Here is an 18,731-nt window from a genome sequence, read left to right on the forward strand (position 1 = left end):
TGAATGCGCAGTATCAAGACCGTTCATGTCATTTCCGCCCATGCGGAAGGCGAGGTGGGGATGTGATTGTCGGCGGTGTCAGGCCGCCGCCGGGCGAGACGATCTGGGAGCAGAGCCGCTTCATCGCCCGCGATGAGACCCTGCGCAATTTCGTGCTCAACGAGCCGCGCGGCGGCGTGTTCCGGCACGTCAACCTGCTGGTGCCGCCGAAACATCCGGATGCGGATGCCGCCTTCATCATCATGGAACCGGAAGATACGCCGCCCATGTCCGGCTCCAACTCCATCTGCGTTTCCACCGTGCTGCTGGATGGCGGCATCGTGCCGATGCAGGAGCCGGAAACCCATATGCTGCTGGAAGCGCCGGGCGGGCTGGTGAAGGTGCGCGCCGAATGCCGCAACGGCAAGGCCGAGCGCATTTTCGTGCAGAACCTGCCGAGCTTTGCCGCAAAGCTCGATGTCGAACTCGAAGTCGAAGGCCTCGGTACGCTGAAAGTGGACACGGCCTATGGCGGCGACAGCTTCGTCATCGTCGACGCCGAGGCGATGGGCTTTAGCCTGAAGCCGGAAGAGGCGCATGAGATTGCCCGCCTCGGCGTGCGCATCACCAATGCCGCCAACAAGGCTTTGGGCTTCGACCATCCCGAAAACCCGGACTGGCGGCATTTTTCCTTCTGCCTGTTTGCGGGCAAGGTGGAGCGCACGGCCGAAGGCCTCAGGGCAGGGGCGGCCGTCGCCATCCAGCCGGGCAAGGTGGACCGTTCGCCGACCGGCACGGCGCTTTCAGCCCGCATGGCGGTGCTGCATGCGCGCGGCGAGATGAAGGAAGGCGAAACACTGACGGCGGTGTCGCTGATCGGCTCCACCTTCACGGGCCGTATTCTTGGAACCACAACGGTCGGCGACCGTCCGGCCATCCTGCCGGAAATTTCCGGCCGAGGCTGGATCACCGGTATTCACCAGCACATGCTCGATCCGTCCGATCCGTGGCCGGAAGGGTATCGTCTGACGGATACCTGGGGTGCGCGGTAAATAAGGGCGTTACGGGTCGAAAATTTCGCTGGGGTGGGATTTTTAGATATGCCCGGCGGTGCGGCCCGTTTCTTCTCCCCGCCGGGGAGAAGGTGGCCCGAAGGGTCGGATGAGGGGTAACGCCAGCGACAGAATGAGAGCTTGCCCCCTCATCCCGCTGCCGCGGACTTCTCCCCCTCGGGGAGAAGAAACAAGCGACATCCGCTCGTTCCACTATTGCTAAAGCCTTATCCACCCAGCCGTTTCGTCGTCTCCCGCACGATCAGCTCGAACCCGACATCCACCCTTGCGCCCTCGGGAACAATGGCATCCTTTTCCGCCTCCAGTATCGAAAGCAGCAACTCGCCCGCCCTGCGGCCGATCATCTGGGCATCGACGCGGATCGTTGAAATCGCCGGATAACATTGCCGGCCGATATCGAAGTCGCCGAAGCCGAGGATGGAAATGCGGTCAGGGACACTGATTCCCCTTCGATGACATTCCATCAGCGCGCCGACGGCGGAAATATCCGATACGGCGAAGATCGCCTCGACATCTGGGGCCTTGGCCAGCAGCGAGCCGAGGGTCTTTGCCCCGTGGTCATAGGAGACCGGGGCGCTGCCTTCGCGGATGATGAGATCGTCGGCAATGCCTGCTTCCCGCAGGGCCGCGCCGAAACCGAGCAGGCGGCTTTCACCGCGCCAGTCCTTAACATCGCCATCGGCCCTCGAACCGAGCGCGCCGATCCGCTTGAATCCAAGCGATATCAGATGCTTGGCGGCGGTTCTTCCCACTTCGTAATTGGAAAAACCTACCGCATGGTCGATCGGGTGTTCGGGAACGTCCCAGATTTCCACGATCGGGATACCGGCGCGCATCAAAACCTCGCTCGCCATCTTGGTATGCACCGTGCCGGCGACGACAATGGCATCGGGGCGGCGCTCCATCATGGTGCGGATGACGCGTTCTTCCTCCTGCAGATCGTACATGGTGTAGCCGATCAGCAACTGGTAATCGGCGGCGCGCAGCGCATTGGCAAGCCCCTGAGCGCTATCGGCGAAGTTGGAGTTGGTGAGCGTTGGCAGGATGGCGGTGATGAAATTGGTGCGGCGGGAGGATAGCGAACCGGCGATCCGGTCAGGCACATAGCCCAGCTTCTCGATGGCCTTCATCACCTTCTGGCGTGTCTCTTCCGACACCAGGGCGGGATCGGCCAGCACCCGCGAAACGGTCATCTTGGAGACGCCCGCGAGTTTTGAGACGTCGCTCATGGTTGCTTTTTTTGACGTGACTAACGCTGCGGCCAAGGGCGTGCGCTCCACCAAAGCATGTCTCCCTAAATTCGAACCGGTTCAGGACAAGACATACACGAAGACAATAAGGGAAAGCACGCCGTATGATTGCAGATCGATGCGGCGTGCACCGGATTTATGCGACGCGGCTATAGACCAGATGATAAAAGCGCCCGTCGCACATGCTCATCATCTCGTCCGTCAGCACCCGGCCTTCCAACCGGACGGGGGAGACCAGCGCTTCCTCCACCGCCTCCATCGACGGATAGTCGATTTCCTGCACCATGATGATCGAGGCGGCGTCCGGGTCGGTACGCTCGGTGCGCATCACCCGCACGGCCTGCGCATTCGGCATGCGTTTCCAGACCGGCAGCAGTTTCTCCTCGACGATGCGGAAAAACTCCTCCTCCCGGCCGGGGTGAATCCTGCCTTCGAAAATTGCCGAGCGTGTATACATGTTTCCTCCCGAATGATTGCCGACCCAAACAGTTCTGTAGATCGGACTTGCAATGATACCGATAACATGCATTATTGATCCTGCCAAGAACGTGAAGCGGTGTCGACCAGAGGAAAATCGATAACCAGCCGAAAACACTGAATTTCATAGGAGATTCATCTGGTTTTGTGCTTTCGCGCCTTCTTGGGAGGAGTTTTTAGTCAATCGCGTTAAAATGTTATCGAGAACATTTTTCGGTTCGCGCAAGGCCGCTGTTCCATTCTGGGCAGCCACTTATAAGGTTGGAGGAGAAACCATGAGCATATCCAGATTTCTGAAGAACATGACCGTTGCCGTCGGTGTTGCGGCAGCAACGCTCGCCGCAACCACGTCCGCCCATGCCGTCTCGATCAGCGAGATCACGGCGCGCGGCAAGGTCAAGATCGGTGTTCTGACCGGTGCGCCGCCGATGGGCATGGTGGATGAGAAGGGCAATCCTTCCGGTTACGACGTCGATGTCGCCAATCTCATCGGCTCTTACCTGTCGCTGCCGGTGGAACTGGTGCCGCTGACACCGCCCGCCCGCATTCCCGCCCTTCAAACCGGCAAGGTCGACTTCCTTGTTGCGACGCTTGCGCCAACCGGCGAGCGCGCCAAGACCGTCATGTTCACGCAGCCTTACAGCGCCTTCAACATGGACATCATCTCGGGCAAGGACCAGAAGTTCGAAAATCTCGACAGCCTCAAGGGCAAGCGGGTTTCGGTCAATCGCGGTTCCTCGCAGGAGACCGCGCTGCGCAAGGCCAATGTCGAAGGTCTTGAAATCGTCGTTTACGAAGACGATTCCACCAGCGCCCAGGCCCTGCTTGCCGGTCAGGTTGATGCCGTGGCCCTGCCGTCCACGGTTGGCGAAGCCATCATCAAGCAGCGCCCGGAAGCCGGTCTGCAGGTTGGTTTCACCTTCTTCCAGCAGGGCAATTCCATGGCGACCAAGCTTGAGGATTTCGAGCTGCGCCAATGGCTAAACACCTCCATCTACCTCATGAAGATGTCCGGCGATCTCGACCGTATCTCGGTGAAGTGGACCGGCCGTCCGCTGCCGCAATTGCCAAGCTTCTGATTGAGCCTTTCAACGCGCCCGCCGGGAAAATTTTCGGCGGGCCCGGGAAATGTCAACGGAGTGACGCATGTCCTATACATTCCAATTCGGCGCGCTCGCCCAGTATCAGAACGAGATTCTGAACGGCATATGGCTGACGATCAAGCTGTCGGTCCTCTCCATCGTGCTCGGCTGCGCTTTCGGCATTCTTTTGGCCTCGCTGCGGTCCATCAATGGCGGCATCGTCCGCATCATCGTGGACGGTTATGTGGAAGTCATCCGCAATACGCCGTTTCTCGTGCAGCTTTTCATCGTCTATTTCGGTCTGCCGGGTCTCGGCTTCAGGGTAGGGGCGGATACGGCGGCGCTGATCGGCATGACCATCAACCTCGCGGCCTATTCGACCGAGATCATCCGCGCCGGCATCGAGGCGGTGCACAAGTCGCAGATCGAGGCGGGCGAAGCGCTTGGTTTCACCAAGTACCAGATCTATCGCCACGTCATCATCGTGCCCGCCATCGCCAAGGTCTATCCCTCGCTGTGCAGCCAGTTCGTGCTGATGATGCTGGCATCGAGCATATGTTCGGCCATTTCCACCCATGAGCTTGCGGCCGCCGCAGCCTTCGTGGAATCGCAGACCTATCGCTCCTTCGAGGTCTATATCGTCGTCACGCTCATCTATCTTGCGCTGGCGCTTTCGCTGCGGCTCATCCTTGCCCTTGTCGGCATGTGGCTATTTGGCCGCCGCGTCGCCCGCAAGACGATGACCGCCATGCCGGAGGTGCAGTCATGACTCTTCGAACTTTCGGCTGGAACGAATTCGGCTTCCTGCTGACCGCCCTGCAATGGACCGTGCTTCTGACGATCATTGCGCTTATCGGCGGCGGCATCGTCGGCTTCTTCGTGGCGCTCGCCCGCACCTCGAATTTCAAGGCGCTGCGCATTGCCGCCGGCACCTATATCCAGGTGATCCAGGGCATTCCGGTGCTGATGATCCTGTTCCTGTCCTATTACGGCCTCAGCCTTGCCGGACTGGAACTGCCGCCGCTCTTTGCCGCCGGCGCCTCGATGACGATCTATACATCGGGTTACCTCGCGGAAATCTGGCGCGGCTGCATCCAGGCGGTGCCGAAGCAGCAATGGGAAGCGTCGGAATCGCTGGCGCTGACCCGCGCCCAGCAATATCGCTACGTCATCCTGCCGCAGGCGATCCGCATTTCGCTACCGCCGACCGTCGGTTTTGCCGTTCAGGTCGTCAAGAATACGTCCATCGCATCGATCATCGGTTTCGTCGAACTGGCGAGAGCGGGGCAGCTCATCAACAATGCCACGTTCCAGCCGTTCCGCGTCTTCGTCGCCGTGGCCGTGCTTTATTTCGTCGTCTGCTACCCGTTGTCCCAGCTGTCACGTTGGCTGGAAAGGAGGCTTCATGCCGGAAGTAATCGTTGAAAACGTTCACAAGAGCTTTGGCGCTCTGGAAGTCCTCAAAGGCGTGTCGCTGACGGTCGGCCGCGGTGAAGTCTTCGCCCTCATCGGCCGCTCCGGCTCGGGCAAAAGCACGCTGCTGCGCTGCATGAACGGGCTGGAGAAGATCAATTCGGGCCGTATCGAAATCGCTGGTCATGCCATCGGGGAAGATGCCAAGGCGCTGCGCAAGCTGCGCACCGATGTCGGCATCGTCTTCCAGAGCTACAATCTCTTCCCGCACCTGACGGTCGGCGAAAACATCATGCTCGCGCCGCGCATCGTCAAGGATGTGGCGAAATCGGAAACCAAGGATATTGCCCGCGAAGTTCTGCAACTCGTCGGCCTTTCGGAGAAATTCGATTCCTATCCGGATCAGCTTTCCGGCGGACAGCAGCAGCGCGTGGCGATTGCCCGTTCGCTCGCCATGCGGCCGAAGGTGATGCTGTTCGACGAGGTGACCTCGGCGCTCGACCCTGAATTGACCGAGGAAGTGCTGACCGTGATGGAAAACCTCGCCAAAGACGGCATGACCATGATCCTCGTCACCCATGAAATGGCCTTTGCGCGCCGCGTCGCGACCGAAACCATCTTCATGCACAAGGGCAAGATCTGGGAGCAAGGCCGTTCCTCCGAACTCTTCGCCAACCCGCAAACGCCGGAACTCCGGCAATTCGTCAAGGCCGATGTGAAGTAGTTCACCGGCGCAAAGGAAACTTCATGACCACTGAAATCGTGCAATTGTGCCCGCTCATCCCGGCACTGGAAGAAGAACTCGCGCAGCGCTTCACCGTGCATCGCCTGTTCGAGGCTGCTGACAAGGCGGCGTTCCTTGCTGACAAGGGTGCTTCAATCCGCGGCGTCGTCACCGGCGGCCATATCGGCCTGCCGGCGGATATCGGCGCCGCACTTCCCAATCTTGAAATTGTCGCCATCAACGGCGTCGGTTTCGACAAGGTCGATCTGACTGATGCCAAACAACGCGGTTTCCGCGTCTCCAATACGCCTGACGTGCTGACAGCCGATGTTGCCGACCTCGCGCTCGGTCTCGTTCTGGCGCAGGCGCGCAAGCTGCCGCAGGCGGATCAGCATGTGCGCACGGGGCAATGGCTGAAGGGCGATATGGGGCTTTCCACCCGCGTCGCCGGCCGCCGTTACGGTATTTTCGGCCTCGGGCGCATCGGCCAGGCAATCGCAAAGCGGCTCGAAGGCTTTGATGCGCGGATTTCCTATACCGCCAGAAATCGCCGCGATGTCGCTTATAACTATTATGACAGCATCGAGGCGCTGGCCGCCAATTGCGATGTGCTGATCATCGCCGCCGCCGCAACCGCCGAAACGCGCCATATCGTCAATGCGGATGTGTTGAAGGCCCTCGGTTCCCAGGGCGTGCTCGTCAACGTGGCGCGCGGCTCGCTGGTGGATGAAAAGGCGCTTGTCGAGGCGCTTTCGAGCGGCACGATCGGTGGCGCGGCGCTGGATGTCTTCGAGGATGAGCCGCGCGTGCCGGAAGCGCTTTTTGCCTTCGACACCGTCACGCTCGCTCCGCATGTCGGCAGCGGCACGCACCAGACGCGCCGCGCCATGGCTGATCTCGTTCTCGCCAATCTCGATGCCCATTTTGCCGGCAAAGAACTGCCGACGCCGGTGGTGTGACGGGCAACGAATTGCCGCCTGTCGTTTTGACGGCGCAGCTTCGGTTGCGCCGTTTCGATTGAGGCCGGCAGGGCTTCAGGCAGGCTGCTGCAAAAGGCGGGTTTCCCGGCAATCTCCCGCCGTTGTTCATATTTATATAATACGTATAATCCTACTATTCTGCTTCCTTATAAAATGATGAGGCGGAGAGGTGCGTTCCAAAGGCCCGAAGACACCCGAAGAGAACCGGATGTCGCGAAAAAAGCGCGATGTCACGCCATCCGCCACTCCTGACATGAGCGAAAACACCAATCCTTCCGACCGGCACGCGCTTCTGGAAGCGATGATCGACCACGTGCCGGATTTTATCTATGCCAAGGATCTGGAAGGGCGCTTTCTTTTCGCCAATCGCGCCATCGTCACCGAAAACGGCTTTGACACGGTCGAGCAACTGATCGGGCTCACCGACTACGATATTAACGGTGAAGCGGCGCGGCGCGCCGGCATTCCCGATACCGAGGCGCGGGTGATGCGCACCGGCGAACCGGATCTCGGTTACGAGGAACGCGCCATGCGCGGCGATATCGATCGCTGGCTCATGATGTCGCGAGTGCCGCTGAAGGACAAGGCCGGCAACATCATCGGCGTGGTCGGCGCCTCGCGGGATATAACCCAGAAAAAGGCGTCAGAAAGACTGCTTCAGGCGCAGGCGCATATTCTGGAAATGATCGTCGCGGCGGCGCGTATCGAGGATTTTCTCGAGGAGTTCGTCAAGGCCATCGAAAATCTCGCGACCGGACTGGCTTGCGCGGTGCGGGTGTTCGATGCGGCGGAAGGGGAGCCTTCCGTTTATGCCTCGCCGGCACTGGCGCAGCAGGTGGGGCTGGCCGCGCTTGTTTCCAGCGTCAGCGATCCTGAGAGCCTTATCCATCCGGCAGAAAATATTGCGTTTAGTTTCGATATTCCCGCCAGCGAAGGCAAGGCGCATGGTTTCGTCTGGTGCATGCTGGCCGGCCGCCAGCCGGAGGCGGCGTTGGTGGAATTCATCGGCGCGGCAGCGCGCATGGCGGGGCTGGCGATCGACCGCAAAAGGGCGGCGGAACATATCGCCTTCCTGGCGGACCACGATATGCTGACCCGGCTGCCGAACCGACGTTTCCTCGATACGAGACTGCCGGAAATACTGGCGGCTGCGGCAAAGGCGAACCGAAGGGTCGGTATCGGTTTTCTCGATCTCGATAATTTCAAGCAGATCAACGATACGCTCGGCCACAGCATCGGCGATGCGTTGCTGTCGAAAACCGCCGAGCGCATTGCGAAAAGCCTCCGGAAGAACGATCTCGTTCTCAGGGTGGGCGGCGACGAGTTCGTCATCATTCTGGAAGAGCGCAGGGACGATGTCGAAAACCGCCTGCAGCGCATCCGCGCCGCTGTCTCGCAGCCATTGCGTATCGGCAATTACGATATCAAGGTCACATGCAGCATCGGCATGGCCTTTTTCCCGGAACATGGGGAAACCACGGCGGAAATCGTCGCGGCGGCCGATCTCGCCATGTATGAGGCCAAACATACCGGTCGCGACAGCATTGCCACCTTCACCCCGAATATGGCGGATGATCTGAGGAAGAAGTTCACCCGCATCGAGGAATTGCGAAAGGCGGTAAAGAGGGACGAGTTCGTACTGCACTTCCAGCCGCAGGTCGATCTTTTCAGCGGCCGGATCAGCGGCGTGGAGGCGCTGGTGCGCTGGCAGCACCCCACGGAAGGTCTGCTTGGTCCTGCGGAATTCATCGGGCTTGCGGAGGAAACCGGCCTGATCGTCGAACTCGGAGAAAGCATTCTCAAAAAGGCCTGTCGTCAGGCGCAGGCATGGGCCGCGGCCGGCCTGTCGCCCGTCAAAATGGCGGTCAATATCTCTCCGCGGCAGTTTCAGGGCGGGCTGGTGCAGCAGATAAGGTCGGTGCTCAAGGAAACCGGCCTTGCGCCATCCCTGCTGGAAATCGAAATCACCGAGACGCTCATCATTCAGGATGTCGAAACATCGGTGCGGATCATGCGGGCCATCAAACAGATGGGTGTCAGCCTGGCGCTGGATGATTTCGGTATCGGTTACTCCTGCCTCGGCATGCTCAAGACATTCCCGCTGTCCTGCATGAAGATAGACCGCTCGTTTCTCACCCACCTGCCGGAAAAGACCAAGGACAGCGCCATCGTCTCGATCATGATCCAGCTTGCCGGGTCTCTTGGCATCGATGTCATTGCCGAAGGTGTGGAAGCCGGCGAGCAGGCGACATTTCTGCGTGATGCCGGCTGCCCCTACGGTCAGGGTTATTACTTCAGCCGCCCGGTACCGGCAGAGGCGATAGAAGACATGCTGGCGAAGACGACGATATTCGCGACCGGCTTACCCGAAGACCGCCTGTAGACCGCCTCGGGCGACCGGTTGTTTCAGATCGGCCAGATATGGCTTTCCGGGAGAGGCCGGGCGGACGTTTTGCCGCCTGCGTCCTTTCCTGTTCCTCGATGAAAACCACTTTGCTTCTCCATGCCCGCGAGTACTGACGCCTCCCGATCCGGACGGAACGGGAGCGTTTGTTGTTTTTGTGTCTTATAATTTAGTAATTGAAGATAGTATTTAAAAGTAATTAATTCCATTATTTTGAAATAATAATAAGAAATATTATATTTTAAACTATTGAATTGTTGTAATTTTACTACGAGACTGAATTGCGTACTTTGTCTGTATTTGTATTCCGTCGATTTAAATTGCGAGTCTGCCGCAACTTCTGTCATTTGCTGAATCAGCGCAGGGAAGCGGGCGGCAGGGAAAAGACCAGCCCTCAAATTTGCGCATTCGTTGAAAAATTTTTGACTGGAGATTACAAATGAACATCAAGAGCCTTCTGATCGGCTCCGCTGCGGCTCTCGCAGCAGTATCCGGCGCACAGGCCGCTGACGCCATCGTCGCTGCCGAGCCCGAGCCCATGGAATATGTTCGCGTCTGCGACGCTTTCGGCACCGGCTTCTTCTACATCCCCGGCACCGAAACCTGCCTGAAGTTCGACGGTTACATCCGTTTCCAGACCGACTTCGGTCGTGACCAGTCCGGCACGTCCGACTGGGATTCCTTCACCCGCGCCCAGTTCAACGTCGACACGCGTTCGGACACCGAGCTCGGCGCTCTGCGCGGTTACTTCGGTTTCCGTGGCCAGGCCGACCAGGACAGCAGCCGCGCTGTCGTTCTTGACCAGGCTTTCATCGAAATCAGCGGCCTGAAGGTCGGTTTCTACTATAACTGGTGGGATGACGGTCTCTCTGGTGAAGTCGATAACCTCAGCTCGAACCAGACCCGTCTGAATGCTATCCGTTACACCTATGACGCTGGTTCCTTCTACGCTGGTGTTGCCGTTGAAGAACTGGAAGGTGTTATCGCCGGTAACTCGATCACAACATCTGGCAGCACGACGACCATCCAGCGCAACAATCTGGGCGTAAACCAGCTCAACTGGACGACGCAGAACCGCCAGGGCGACAACAATGTCGGCGTCAGCGCCATCATCGGCGCCAAGTTCGGCGGCGTTAAGGCTAACCTGCTCGGCGGTTACGACACCGACGCTGAAAACGGTGCGATCCGTGCGATCATCACCGCTGATGTTGGCCCGGGCACGTTCGGCCTCGCAGGCGTCTGGGCTTCTGGCGCCAACGCATACTACGAAGAGTCCGAGTGGTCCGTTGCTGCTGAATACGCCATCAAGGCGACCAAAGAACTGACCATCACCCCCGGCGTTCAGTACTTCCGTACGCTCGATATCGGCACCGACGGCAAGTTCACTGGCGACCGCGATGCATGGCGCGCTGGTGTAGCAGTTGGCTACAAGATCACTTCCGGCCTCTCCACGCTCGTTTCGGTTAACTACCAGAGCGTTGACGGCAATGAGCGCGTTCGTAGCGGCATCGGCAGCGGCGCTGGCGACCAGTGGACCGGTTTCGTTCGCCTGCAGCGTTCGTTCTAATAGTCTACAAAAAGCATAGTAGGGTTAGACAACTCAGATCCACCCCGTTTCCGAACGGGTGAGTAACTAGCTCCAGTCAAAGTTTCTGACATGATGTCAGGTTTACTCCCCGGACCCCTCCAGGCCGGGGAGTTTTTGCGATTATAGTCGATGCGTGGATGGCGGCTCGTCCATTTGGTTGGAGAATGCGTGCGGGCTTGCTACTCTTCCTTTGCTCCCCCAAATGTCCATGCAGGAAAATCGGCTATCCCGTGATCAGGGCGATTGAGTAATTGTCTGCAATATGAAATATTATTGTATACAATAAGTCAGGTGCTCCCATGGAATTCGATTTTACCGCGCTTGAGCCGCAGAGCCGTTATCGCTTGCTGACCAATTTTATCGGTCCCCGGCCGATAGCGCTTGTCACAACGCGCTCGGCCGCTGGCCACAACAATGCCGCGCCGATGAGCTTTTTCAACGTTTTCTCCCATGATCCGCCGATCGTTGTTCTCGGCATCCAGCCGCGTGTGACGGGCGAGGAGAAGGATACGATGGCCAATATTCGTCGCACCGGCGAATTCGTCATCAACATGGTCGATATGGCTCTGTCCGAACAGATGCTCGTCTGCGGCCTCGGCTTCGACAGCGAAGTTGATGAACTTTCGATTGCCGGACTGACGGCCACGCCCTGCAGCAAGATCGATGCGAGCTTTGCGGCGGAATCGCCCTGCGCCTTCGAATGCCGTGTGGAGCGCCTGATCGATTATCCGCGCCGTACCCTTGTCCTGGGCGAGGTAGTGCACATGCATGTCCACAAGGACTGCCTCGATGCGGAGGGGCGTTATGTCGATCCGGACCGATATCAGCCGATTGCGCGCCTGCATGCCGATAATTACATCAGCTCGGATCGCCAGTTCGTTCTCAAGGCGCCCGCGATGACCGACTTCATTAAGCCGGATGGCGAGTGACGGTTCTTGCGGCTGAAGCGCTGAATACCTTTCGCCTGCCGTCGCAAACTCGAGAAAATGAGAGGGCAGGGCATCGAGGCGGCGATGACGATTGGTCTCGCTTCCAGGCGCTGTGCGGTAGGAGGCGAAACGACGGATGGGTCAATGCCGTCATAAGCTGCGTCCAGTGCGGTTGGAGTGGTTGACCGAACGTCAACGCCCATGACTGCCCGCGCCTGACGGAACCCAGTCTTGCCACCCCGTGCGATTTCAGGAAAACAACGGCATCCATTTGCGGGCTTCCCCGCCTCGTTCTAGTGTTCTCCTGCTCGCACCATCCGCAGGGTCGCGAGCGACGCGGGAGGACGCATGATCGACAAGCTGGAATTTTTCATTGCATTGGCGCGCGCAGGGCATTTTGGCCGCGCGGCGGAGGAGTGCGGCGTTTCCCAACCCAGTCTCTCGGCCGCGATCCGGCAGCTGGAGGACCAGCTTGGTGTCGTTCTTGTGGTGCGTGCGGCGCGTTATCAGGGGCTGACACCGGAGGGCCAGCGTGTTCTGGAATGGGCGCGTCGCATCGTCGCCGATACGCGCACCATGCGTGAGGAAATGCGGGCGGCGCGCAAGGGTCTGGCGGGCCACATCCGCCTTGCGGTCATTCCGACGGCGCTTGCGATGGTGCCGCGATTGACGGAATCCTTTCAGGCCCGGCATCCCGACGTGACCTTTTCCGTGACGTCACGCACCTCGCTTCAGGTCCTGAGCCAGATCGAAAACCTCGAGATCGATGCGGGAATCAGCTATCTCGACAATGAACCCCTTGGCCGAGTGACCACGGTGCCGCTTTATTCGGAGCGATATCACCTGATTGCAGCGGCCGGAACGCCGCTCGCCGATCAGGAAAGCGTTACCTGGAAGCAGGTTTCAGGTCTTAGGTTATGCCTATTGACTTCGGATATGCAGAACCGCCGCATCATCAATAAGCATATGGCTGAAGCGGGCGTAGAGGTGAAACCGACATTGGAGTCCAACTCCATGATTGTGCTGTTTTCGCATATCCGAACCGGACAATGGGCTTCAATAATGCCGCGTAACATAGCGGAATCATTCGGTTTTCCAAAGCAGATCAGAATGATACCGATTACCGAACCGGATGCGGAACATCTGGTGGGGCTGATCGCGACCTATCGCGAACCACACACGCCGCTCGTTTCCGCGCTTCTTCATGAGGCGCGTCAGCGCGCAGCGGCGATGGCTTTTGATAGGAATTTCCTATCGGTTGACGAAAACACATTATTGACCTGATCCGGCCGACCTCGCCATTCTCCCGAACCATGCAGGGGCTGCGCTGACACTGAAACATGTGCCGCTCGCCATACCTGCCCCTGTCGGTTTGGGAGGACTGGCTTATGAATATCCGTGCGGTTGCCGCAGATGAGGCGGCCCGTGTTTCCGCTATCATTGACGAACTTCTCCACCTGGAGGGGCCTTTGCTGCCCATTCTGCATGCGGTGCAGGAAGAATTCGGCTACATACCGGAAAGCGCCAAGCAGATCGTTGCATCCGCGCTGAATATATCGCGCGCCGAGGTCCATGGCGTCGTGACCTTCTATCCTGATTTTCGCGATCATCCGTCCGGCCGGCATGTGCTGAAGCTCTGTCGCGCCGAGGCTTGCCAGTCGATGGGTGGCGAGCCTCTTGCGGACACCATCAAGTCCCGGCTCGGCCTTGACTGGCACGAAACGGCAGCCGACGGTTCCGTCACGCTGGAGCCGGTCTTCTGTCTCGGGCTTTGCGCACAGGCGCCCGCGCTGATGCTGGATGGCGAACTTCACGCACGACTGGACGAGCACTGTCTTGGCGACATTCTGGCGGAGGCGCGCCGATGAGTGTCACCGTTTTTGTTCCGGGCGATTCCGCCGCGCTTGCCGTTGGCGCAGACCGTGTCGCCGAAGCGATCGGCCGCGAGGCGGCCAGCCGCAATCTCGATGTGCATATTGTCCGCAATGGATCGCGCGGCATGCTCTGGCTTGAAGTGCTGGTGGAAGTGCGCACCGAACATGGCCGTATTGCCTACGGGCCGGTCAAGGCCAGCGACGTTGCTTCGCTTTTCGAAGCGGGTTTTCTCACCGGCGGCGAGCATCGTCTCTGTCTCGGGCCGACGAAGGACATCCCGTTCCTGAAAAGCCAGACGCGCCTGACATTTGCCCGCTGCGGCGTTACCGATCCATTGTCGCTTACGGATTACCGCGCCTATCAGGGCTTGAAAGGCCTCGAAAAAGCCGTCGCCATGGCGACGGCCGATATCGTTGCGCAAGTGACCGAAAGCGGCCTGCGCGGACGCGGCGGCGCGGGTTTCCCGACCGGTATCAAATGGAAGACCGTCGCCGATGCGGTGGCCGACCAGAAATATATCGTCTGCAATGCCGATGAGGGCGATAGCGGCACCTTCGCCGACCGCATGATCATGGAGGGCGATCCCTTCGTGCTGATCGAAGGCATGGCGATTGCCGGCCTCGCCGTCGGCGCGACGAAAGGTTTCATCTATACGCGTTCGGAATATCCTTACGCCATCAAGGTCATGGAGCAGGCGATCGAGATCGCCCGCCGCGAAGGCATCATCGGCCCGTCCGTGCTTGGTTCCGGGCGGGCCTTCGATCTCGAAGTGCGCATGGGTGCCGGCGCCTATGTCTGCGGCGAGGAAACCTCGCTTCTGAACAGTCTGGAAGGCAAGCGCGGCACCGTGCGCGCCAAGCCGCCGCTTCCTGCTTTGCAGGGCCTGTTCGGCAGGCCCACCGTCGTCAACAATGTGATTTCGCTCGCCTCCATTCCGGTCATCATGGATCGCGGCGCGGCGTTTTATCGCGATTTCGGCGTCGGCCGCTCGCATGGCACCATCCCCATCCAGCTTGCCGGAAACATCAGGCATGGCGGGCTCTATGAGACCGCCTTCGGCCTGCCGCTCGGGCATCTGGTCAATGATATCGGTGGCGGCACGATCACCGGCCGCCCCGTCAAGGCGGTGCAGGTGGGCGGTCCGCTCGGGGCCTATTTCCCGGTTTCGCTGTTCGATACGATCTTCGACTATGAAGCCTTCACCGCCGCCGGTGGCCTGATCGGCCATGCCGGCATCGTGGTTTTCGACGATACCGCCGATATGCTGCATCAGGCCCGGTTCGCGCTGGAATTCTGCGCCGTCGAAAGCTGCGGCAAGTGCACGCCATGCCGCATCGGCTCCACACGTGGGGTCGAGACGGTGGACAGGATCGCGCTCGGCATCGAGCGGGAGAAAAATACGGCGCTCCTCGCAGACCTCTGCGAAACCATGAAATTCGGTTCGCTCTGTGCGCTCGGCGGCTTCACGCCCTATCCCGTCATGAGCGCACTCCGGCATTTTCCTGATGATTTTGCCCCCACCCCACGTGTTGAAGCGGCGGAGTAAGACCATGGCCCTTGTGACAGAATTCGACTATGGAACCCCCAAATCCCACGCAACGGACATGGTGACGCTCACCATCGACGGCAGGCAGGTGACTGTGCCTGCGGGAACCTCGATCATGCGCGCCTCGCGCGAAGCGGGGATCGATGTTCCAAAACTCTGCGCCACCGACATGGTGGATGCCTTCGGTTCCTGCCGCCTCTGTCTGATCGAGGTGGAGGGTCGCAACGGCACCCCCGCCTCCTGCACCACGCCTGTCGCCCCCGGTCTCGTCGTGCACACGCAGACGGAACGGCTGAAGCAGATCCGCAAGGGCGTGATGGAGCTTTATATCTCCGATCACCCGCTCGACTGTCTGACCTGCGCCGCCAATGGCGATTGCGAGCTGCAGGATATGGCCGGTGCCGTTGGCCTGCGCGATGTGCGTTACGGTTACGAAGGCGACAACCACGTCAAGGCCCGCACCGGCGATGGCGATCTTAACGCGCGCTGGATGCCGAAGGACGAAAGCAATCCCTATTTCACCTACGATCCTTCCAAATGCATCGTCTGCTCGCGTTGCGTGCGCGCCTGTGAGGAAGTGCAGGGCACCTTCGCGCTGACGATCGAAGGGCGCGGTTTCGAAAGCCGTGTGTCGCCCGGCGCGCATGAGGCGTTCCTCGATTCCGATTGCGTTTCCTGCGGCGCCTGCGTGCAGGCCTGTCCGACGGCGACGCTTACTGAAAAATCGGTGATCGAGATTGGCCAGCCGGAGCATTCGCTGGTCACGACCTGCGCCTATTGCGGCGTCGGCTGCTCCTTCAAGGCGGAAATGCGCGGTGAAGAGCTGGTGCGCATGGTGCCGTGGAAGGACGGGCAGGCCAATCGCGGCCATTCCTGCGTCAAGGGCCGTTTCGCTTATGGTTATGCCACCCACAGGGACCGTATTCTCAACCCGATGATCCGCGAAAAGATCAGCGATCCATGGCGGGAAGTCACGTGGGAGGAGGCTTTCTCCCACGTCGCGTCGGAGTTCCGGCGTATTCAGGGCCAATATGGCCGGGAATCCATCGGCGGCATCACCTCGTCCCGCTGCACGAACGAAGAAACCTTCCTCGTCCAGAAACTCATTCGCGCCGGCTTCGGCAACAACAACGTCGATACCTGCGCCCGCGTCTGTCATTCGCCGACCGGCTACGGTCTCGGCCAGGCGTTCGGCACTTCCGCCGGCACGCAGAATTTCGACAGTGTCGAGCAGTCCGATGTGGTGCTGGTGATCGGCGCCAATCCGACCGATGGGCATCCTGTTTTCGGCTCGCGGCTGAAAAAGCGGCTGCGCCAGGGCGCGAAGCTGATCGTCATCGATCCGCGCCGTATCGATCTCGTCCGCACGCCGCATGTGGAGGCGTCTTTCCACCTGCCGCTGAAGCCCGGAACGAATGTCGCGGTGCTGACGGCGCTTGCGCATGTCATCGTCACGGAAGGGCTGTTCAACGAAGCCTTCATCCGTGAGCGCTGCGACTGGTCGGAATTCGAGGATTGGGCCGCTTTCGTCGCCGAACCTCAGCATAGCCCGGAAGAAACCGAAAGCTTCACCGGCGTGCCGGCGGAAGAGGTGCGTGGCGCTGCACGCCTTTATGCCAGGGGTGGCAATGGCGCCATCTATTACGGGCTCGGTGTCACCGAACACAGCCAGGGGTCTACGACGGTCATGGCAATCGCCAATCTGGCCATGGCGACCGGCAATATCGGCCGCCCCGGTGTAGGCGTTAATCCGCTGCGCGGTCAGAACAATGTTCAGGGTTCCTGCGACATGGGGTCTTTCCCGCACGAGCTTCCGGGCTATCGGCATATTTCCGACGATGCCACGCGCGACATCTTCGAAAAACTCTGGGGCGTGAAGCTCAACAACGAGCCGGGGCTGCGTATTCCCAACATGCTCGATGCGGCCGTGGATGGCAGCTTCAAGGGCATCTATATTCAGGGTGAGGACATTCTCCAGTCCGATCCGGACACGAAGCACGTTTCGGCCGGTCTTGCCGCCATGGAATGTGTCGTGGTGCACGATCTCTTCCTGAACGAGACGGCAAATTACGCCCATGTCTTCCTGCCGGGTTCCACCTTCCTCGAAAAGGACGGCACCTTCACCAATGCCGAGCGCCGCATCAACCGCGTGCGCAAGGTCATGTCCCCGAAGAACGGTTATGCCGACTGGGAAGTGACGCAGAAGCTGGCGCAGGCCATGGGGCTTGCATGGAATTACGCGCATCCCTCCGAGATCATGGACGAGATCGCGGCGACGACACCGAGTTTCGCCGGTGTTTCCTACGACTATCTGGAGGAGAAGGGCTCGGTGCAGTGGCCCTGCAACGAGAAATTCCCGGATGGCTCGCCGATCATGCATGTGGACGGTTTCGTGCGCGGCAAGGGCAAGTTCATCCGCACCGAATATGTGGCGACGGACGAACGCACGGGGCCGCGTTTCCCGCTGCTGCTCACCACCGGCCGCATCCTGTCGCAATACAATGTCGGCGCGCAGACACGGCGCACGGAAAACGTCGTCTGGCATGAGGAGGATCGGCTCGAAATCCACCCGCATGATGCCGAACAGCGCGGCGTGAAGGATGGCGACTGGATCAAGCTCGCCAGCCGGTCGGGCGATACGACACTGCGGGCGCTGATCACCGACCGTGTGGCGCCGGGCGTGGTCTATACGACCTTCCACCATCCCGGCACGCAGGCGAACGTCATCACTACCGACTTCTCCGACTGGGCGACCAACTGTCCCGAATACAAGGTGACCGCCGTGCAGGTATCGCCTTCCAACGGGCCGACGGAATGGCAGGAGGAATATGACGCGCTTGGCCGCCGTTCGCGGCGGATCAGCGGCAAGCTCGAAGCGGCGGAATAAGGAGGGCCGGGTGCGCCCGGCCTTGTCACACACAGAGGCGTCGGCCGGCAGCCGGCGCGGGGGAAGAGGTCATGTTGCTCAACCACACCGATGAAAAGCTGGTGAGAATGGCGAACCAGATCGCGACATTCTTTCTGTCGCAGCCGGAAGATATACGCATCGAAGGTGTCGCCACCCACATCAACAAATTCTGGGAACCGCGCATGCGACGCCGGTTCTTCGAGATGGTGGATGCCGGGGCCGGTGATTTTCTGCCGCTTGTGCTTGCCGCTTCGAAGAAGATCAAGCGGCCCGACGATCCGGCGGCCGATGCCGTGGGGCTCGGCGAGGACGCCAAGGGCGCGCCGGGCGGCAAAGGACCAATTGCGGGTGAGTCCCTTTCGGAACCGAGCGTCCCGGAAAGCACAGGGGCTTGAGCGGCGCGACCGCAAAATCACACTTTCGGCCGGACGGGGGACGTTCGGCGATATCGGTGTTCGCCCGGCGGGGCGAACGTGACATGTCCAGACATCCACGAGGGAGGT

The 18,731-nt window shown here is 59.9% G+C and carries 16 protein-coding genes and 1 pseudogene; 14 read left to right on the forward strand and 3 right to left on the reverse strand.

What is annotated here, in order from left to right:
• Positions 1 to 3: 3 nt before the first annotated feature.
• A pseudogene (locus tag O3W47_RS10290) lies at positions 4 to 1,031 on the forward strand (trans-3-hydroxy-L-proline dehydratase).
• A gap of 227 nt (positions 1,032 to 1,258) precedes the next feature.
• On the opposite strand, the gene O3W47_RS10295 reads toward O3W47_RS10290, so the two are convergent.
• A complete protein-coding gene (locus tag O3W47_RS10295; RefSeq protein WP_125146216.1) occupies positions 1,259 to 2,281 on the reverse strand; it encodes a LacI family DNA-binding transcriptional regulator in 1,023 nt (340 codons plus the stop codon).
• 157 nt (positions 2,282 to 2,438) lie between these two features.
• Positions 2,439 to 2,759: a hypothetical protein gene (locus tag O3W47_RS10300; protein WP_003505663.1), complete on the reverse strand. Its 321-nt coding sequence runs from the start codon at positions 2,757 to 2,759 to the stop codon at positions 2,439 to 2,441.
• Between the two features lie 295 nt (positions 2,760 to 3,054).
• Here O3W47_RS10300 and O3W47_RS10305 point away from each other — a divergent pair, with 295 nt between their 5' ends.
• The 6 genes from O3W47_RS10305 (at position 3,055) to O3W47_RS10330 (ending at position 9,361) form a co-directional block, all read left to right on the forward strand.
• On the forward strand, positions 3,055 to 3,858 hold the full coding sequence (locus tag O3W47_RS10305; protein WP_020811663.1) for a transporter substrate-binding domain-containing protein: 804 nt from the start codon (positions 3,055 to 3,057) through the stop codon (positions 3,856 to 3,858).
• Positions 3,859 to 3,925: 67 nt separating this feature from the next.
• Positions 3,926 to 4,630, forward strand: coding sequence for an amino acid ABC transporter permease (locus O3W47_RS10310; protein ID WP_003505665.1), 705 nt, complete (start codon positions 3,926 to 3,928; stop codon positions 4,628 to 4,630).
• On the forward strand, positions 4,627 to 5,286 hold the full coding sequence (locus tag O3W47_RS10315; protein ID WP_127757127.1) for an amino acid ABC transporter permease: 660 nt from the start codon (positions 4,627 to 4,629) through the stop codon (positions 5,284 to 5,286). The genes O3W47_RS10310 and O3W47_RS10315 overlap by 4 nt, the downstream gene beginning before the upstream one ends.
• A complete protein-coding gene (locus tag O3W47_RS10320) occupies positions 5,267 to 5,998 on the forward strand; it encodes an amino acid ABC transporter ATP-binding protein (protein ID WP_003521699.1) in 732 nt (243 codons plus the stop codon). Before O3W47_RS10315 ends, O3W47_RS10320 begins: the two co-directional genes overlap by 20 nt.
• Before the next feature lie 23 nt (positions 5,999 to 6,021).
• Positions 6,022 to 6,957 carry a 2-hydroxyacid dehydrogenase gene (locus O3W47_RS10325; protein WP_269313649.1) on the forward strand — a complete coding sequence of 312 codons (936 nt, stop codon included), beginning with the start codon at positions 6,022 to 6,024 and terminating at the stop codon, positions 6,955 to 6,957.
• A 229-nt stretch (positions 6,958 to 7,186) separates the two neighbouring features.
• Complete coding sequence (locus O3W47_RS10330) at positions 7,187 to 9,361, forward strand: putative bifunctional diguanylate cyclase/phosphodiesterase (RefSeq protein WP_135397665.1); 2,175 nt, start codon at positions 7,187 to 7,189, stop codon at positions 9,359 to 9,361.
• Between the two features lie 23 nt (positions 9,362 to 9,384).
• On the opposite strand, the gene O3W47_RS10335 is transcribed toward O3W47_RS10330, so the two are convergent.
• Positions 9,385 to 9,780, reverse strand: a complete 396-nt coding sequence (locus tag O3W47_RS10335; RefSeq protein WP_174025084.1) for a hypothetical protein — start codon at positions 9,778 to 9,780, stop codon at positions 9,385 to 9,387.
• A gap of 41 nt (positions 9,781 to 9,821) precedes the next feature.
• Between O3W47_RS10335 and O3W47_RS10340 the strand changes: the two genes are divergently transcribed.
• From O3W47_RS10340 to O3W47_RS10370, 7 genes are all read left to right on the forward strand, one after another.
• Positions 9,822 to 10,949: a porin gene (locus O3W47_RS10340; RefSeq protein WP_135397670.1), complete on the forward strand. Its 1,128-nt coding sequence runs from the start codon at positions 9,822 to 9,824 to the stop codon at positions 10,947 to 10,949.
• A gap of 320 nt (positions 10,950 to 11,269) precedes the next feature.
• Positions 11,270 to 11,899, forward strand: coding sequence for a flavin reductase family protein (locus O3W47_RS10345; RefSeq protein WP_020810590.1), 630 nt, complete (start codon positions 11,270 to 11,272; stop codon positions 11,897 to 11,899).
• Between the two features lie 348 nt (positions 11,900 to 12,247).
• The gene (locus O3W47_RS10350) at positions 12,248 to 13,183 is read left to right on the forward strand and encodes a LysR family transcriptional regulator (protein ID WP_003521693.1); all 936 of its coding nucleotides are present in this window, start codon (positions 12,248 to 12,250) and stop codon (positions 13,181 to 13,183) included.
• Positions 13,184 to 13,287: 104 nt separating this feature from the next.
• Entirely contained in the window at positions 13,288 to 13,767 is a 480-nt protein-coding gene (locus tag O3W47_RS10355) for a formate dehydrogenase subunit gamma (protein WP_031233968.1), read from the forward strand.
• Positions 13,764 to 15,320 carry a formate dehydrogenase beta subunit gene (locus tag O3W47_RS10360; RefSeq protein WP_135397674.1) on the forward strand — a complete coding sequence of 519 codons (1,557 nt, stop codon included), beginning with the start codon at positions 13,764 to 13,766 and terminating at the stop codon, positions 15,318 to 15,320. The genes O3W47_RS10355 and O3W47_RS10360 overlap by 4 nt, the downstream gene beginning before the upstream one ends.
• A gap of 4 nt (positions 15,321 to 15,324) precedes the next feature.
• Complete coding sequence (gene fdhF / locus O3W47_RS10365; protein WP_059756356.1) at positions 15,325 to 18,207, forward strand: formate dehydrogenase subunit alpha; 2,883 nt, start codon at positions 15,325 to 15,327, stop codon at positions 18,205 to 18,207.
• A gap of 71 nt (positions 18,208 to 18,278) precedes the next feature.
• On the forward strand, positions 18,279 to 18,623 hold the full coding sequence (locus tag O3W47_RS10370) for a formate dehydrogenase subunit delta (protein ID WP_127757119.1): 345 nt from the start codon (positions 18,279 to 18,281) through the stop codon (positions 18,621 to 18,623).
• Positions 18,624 to 18,731: the final 108 nt, after the last annotated feature.

The sequence above is a fragment of the Agrobacterium sp. LMR679 genome (assembly GCF_027157905.1).
Lineage (GTDB): Bacteria > Pseudomonadota > Alphaproteobacteria > Rhizobiales > Rhizobiaceae > Agrobacterium > Agrobacterium leguminum.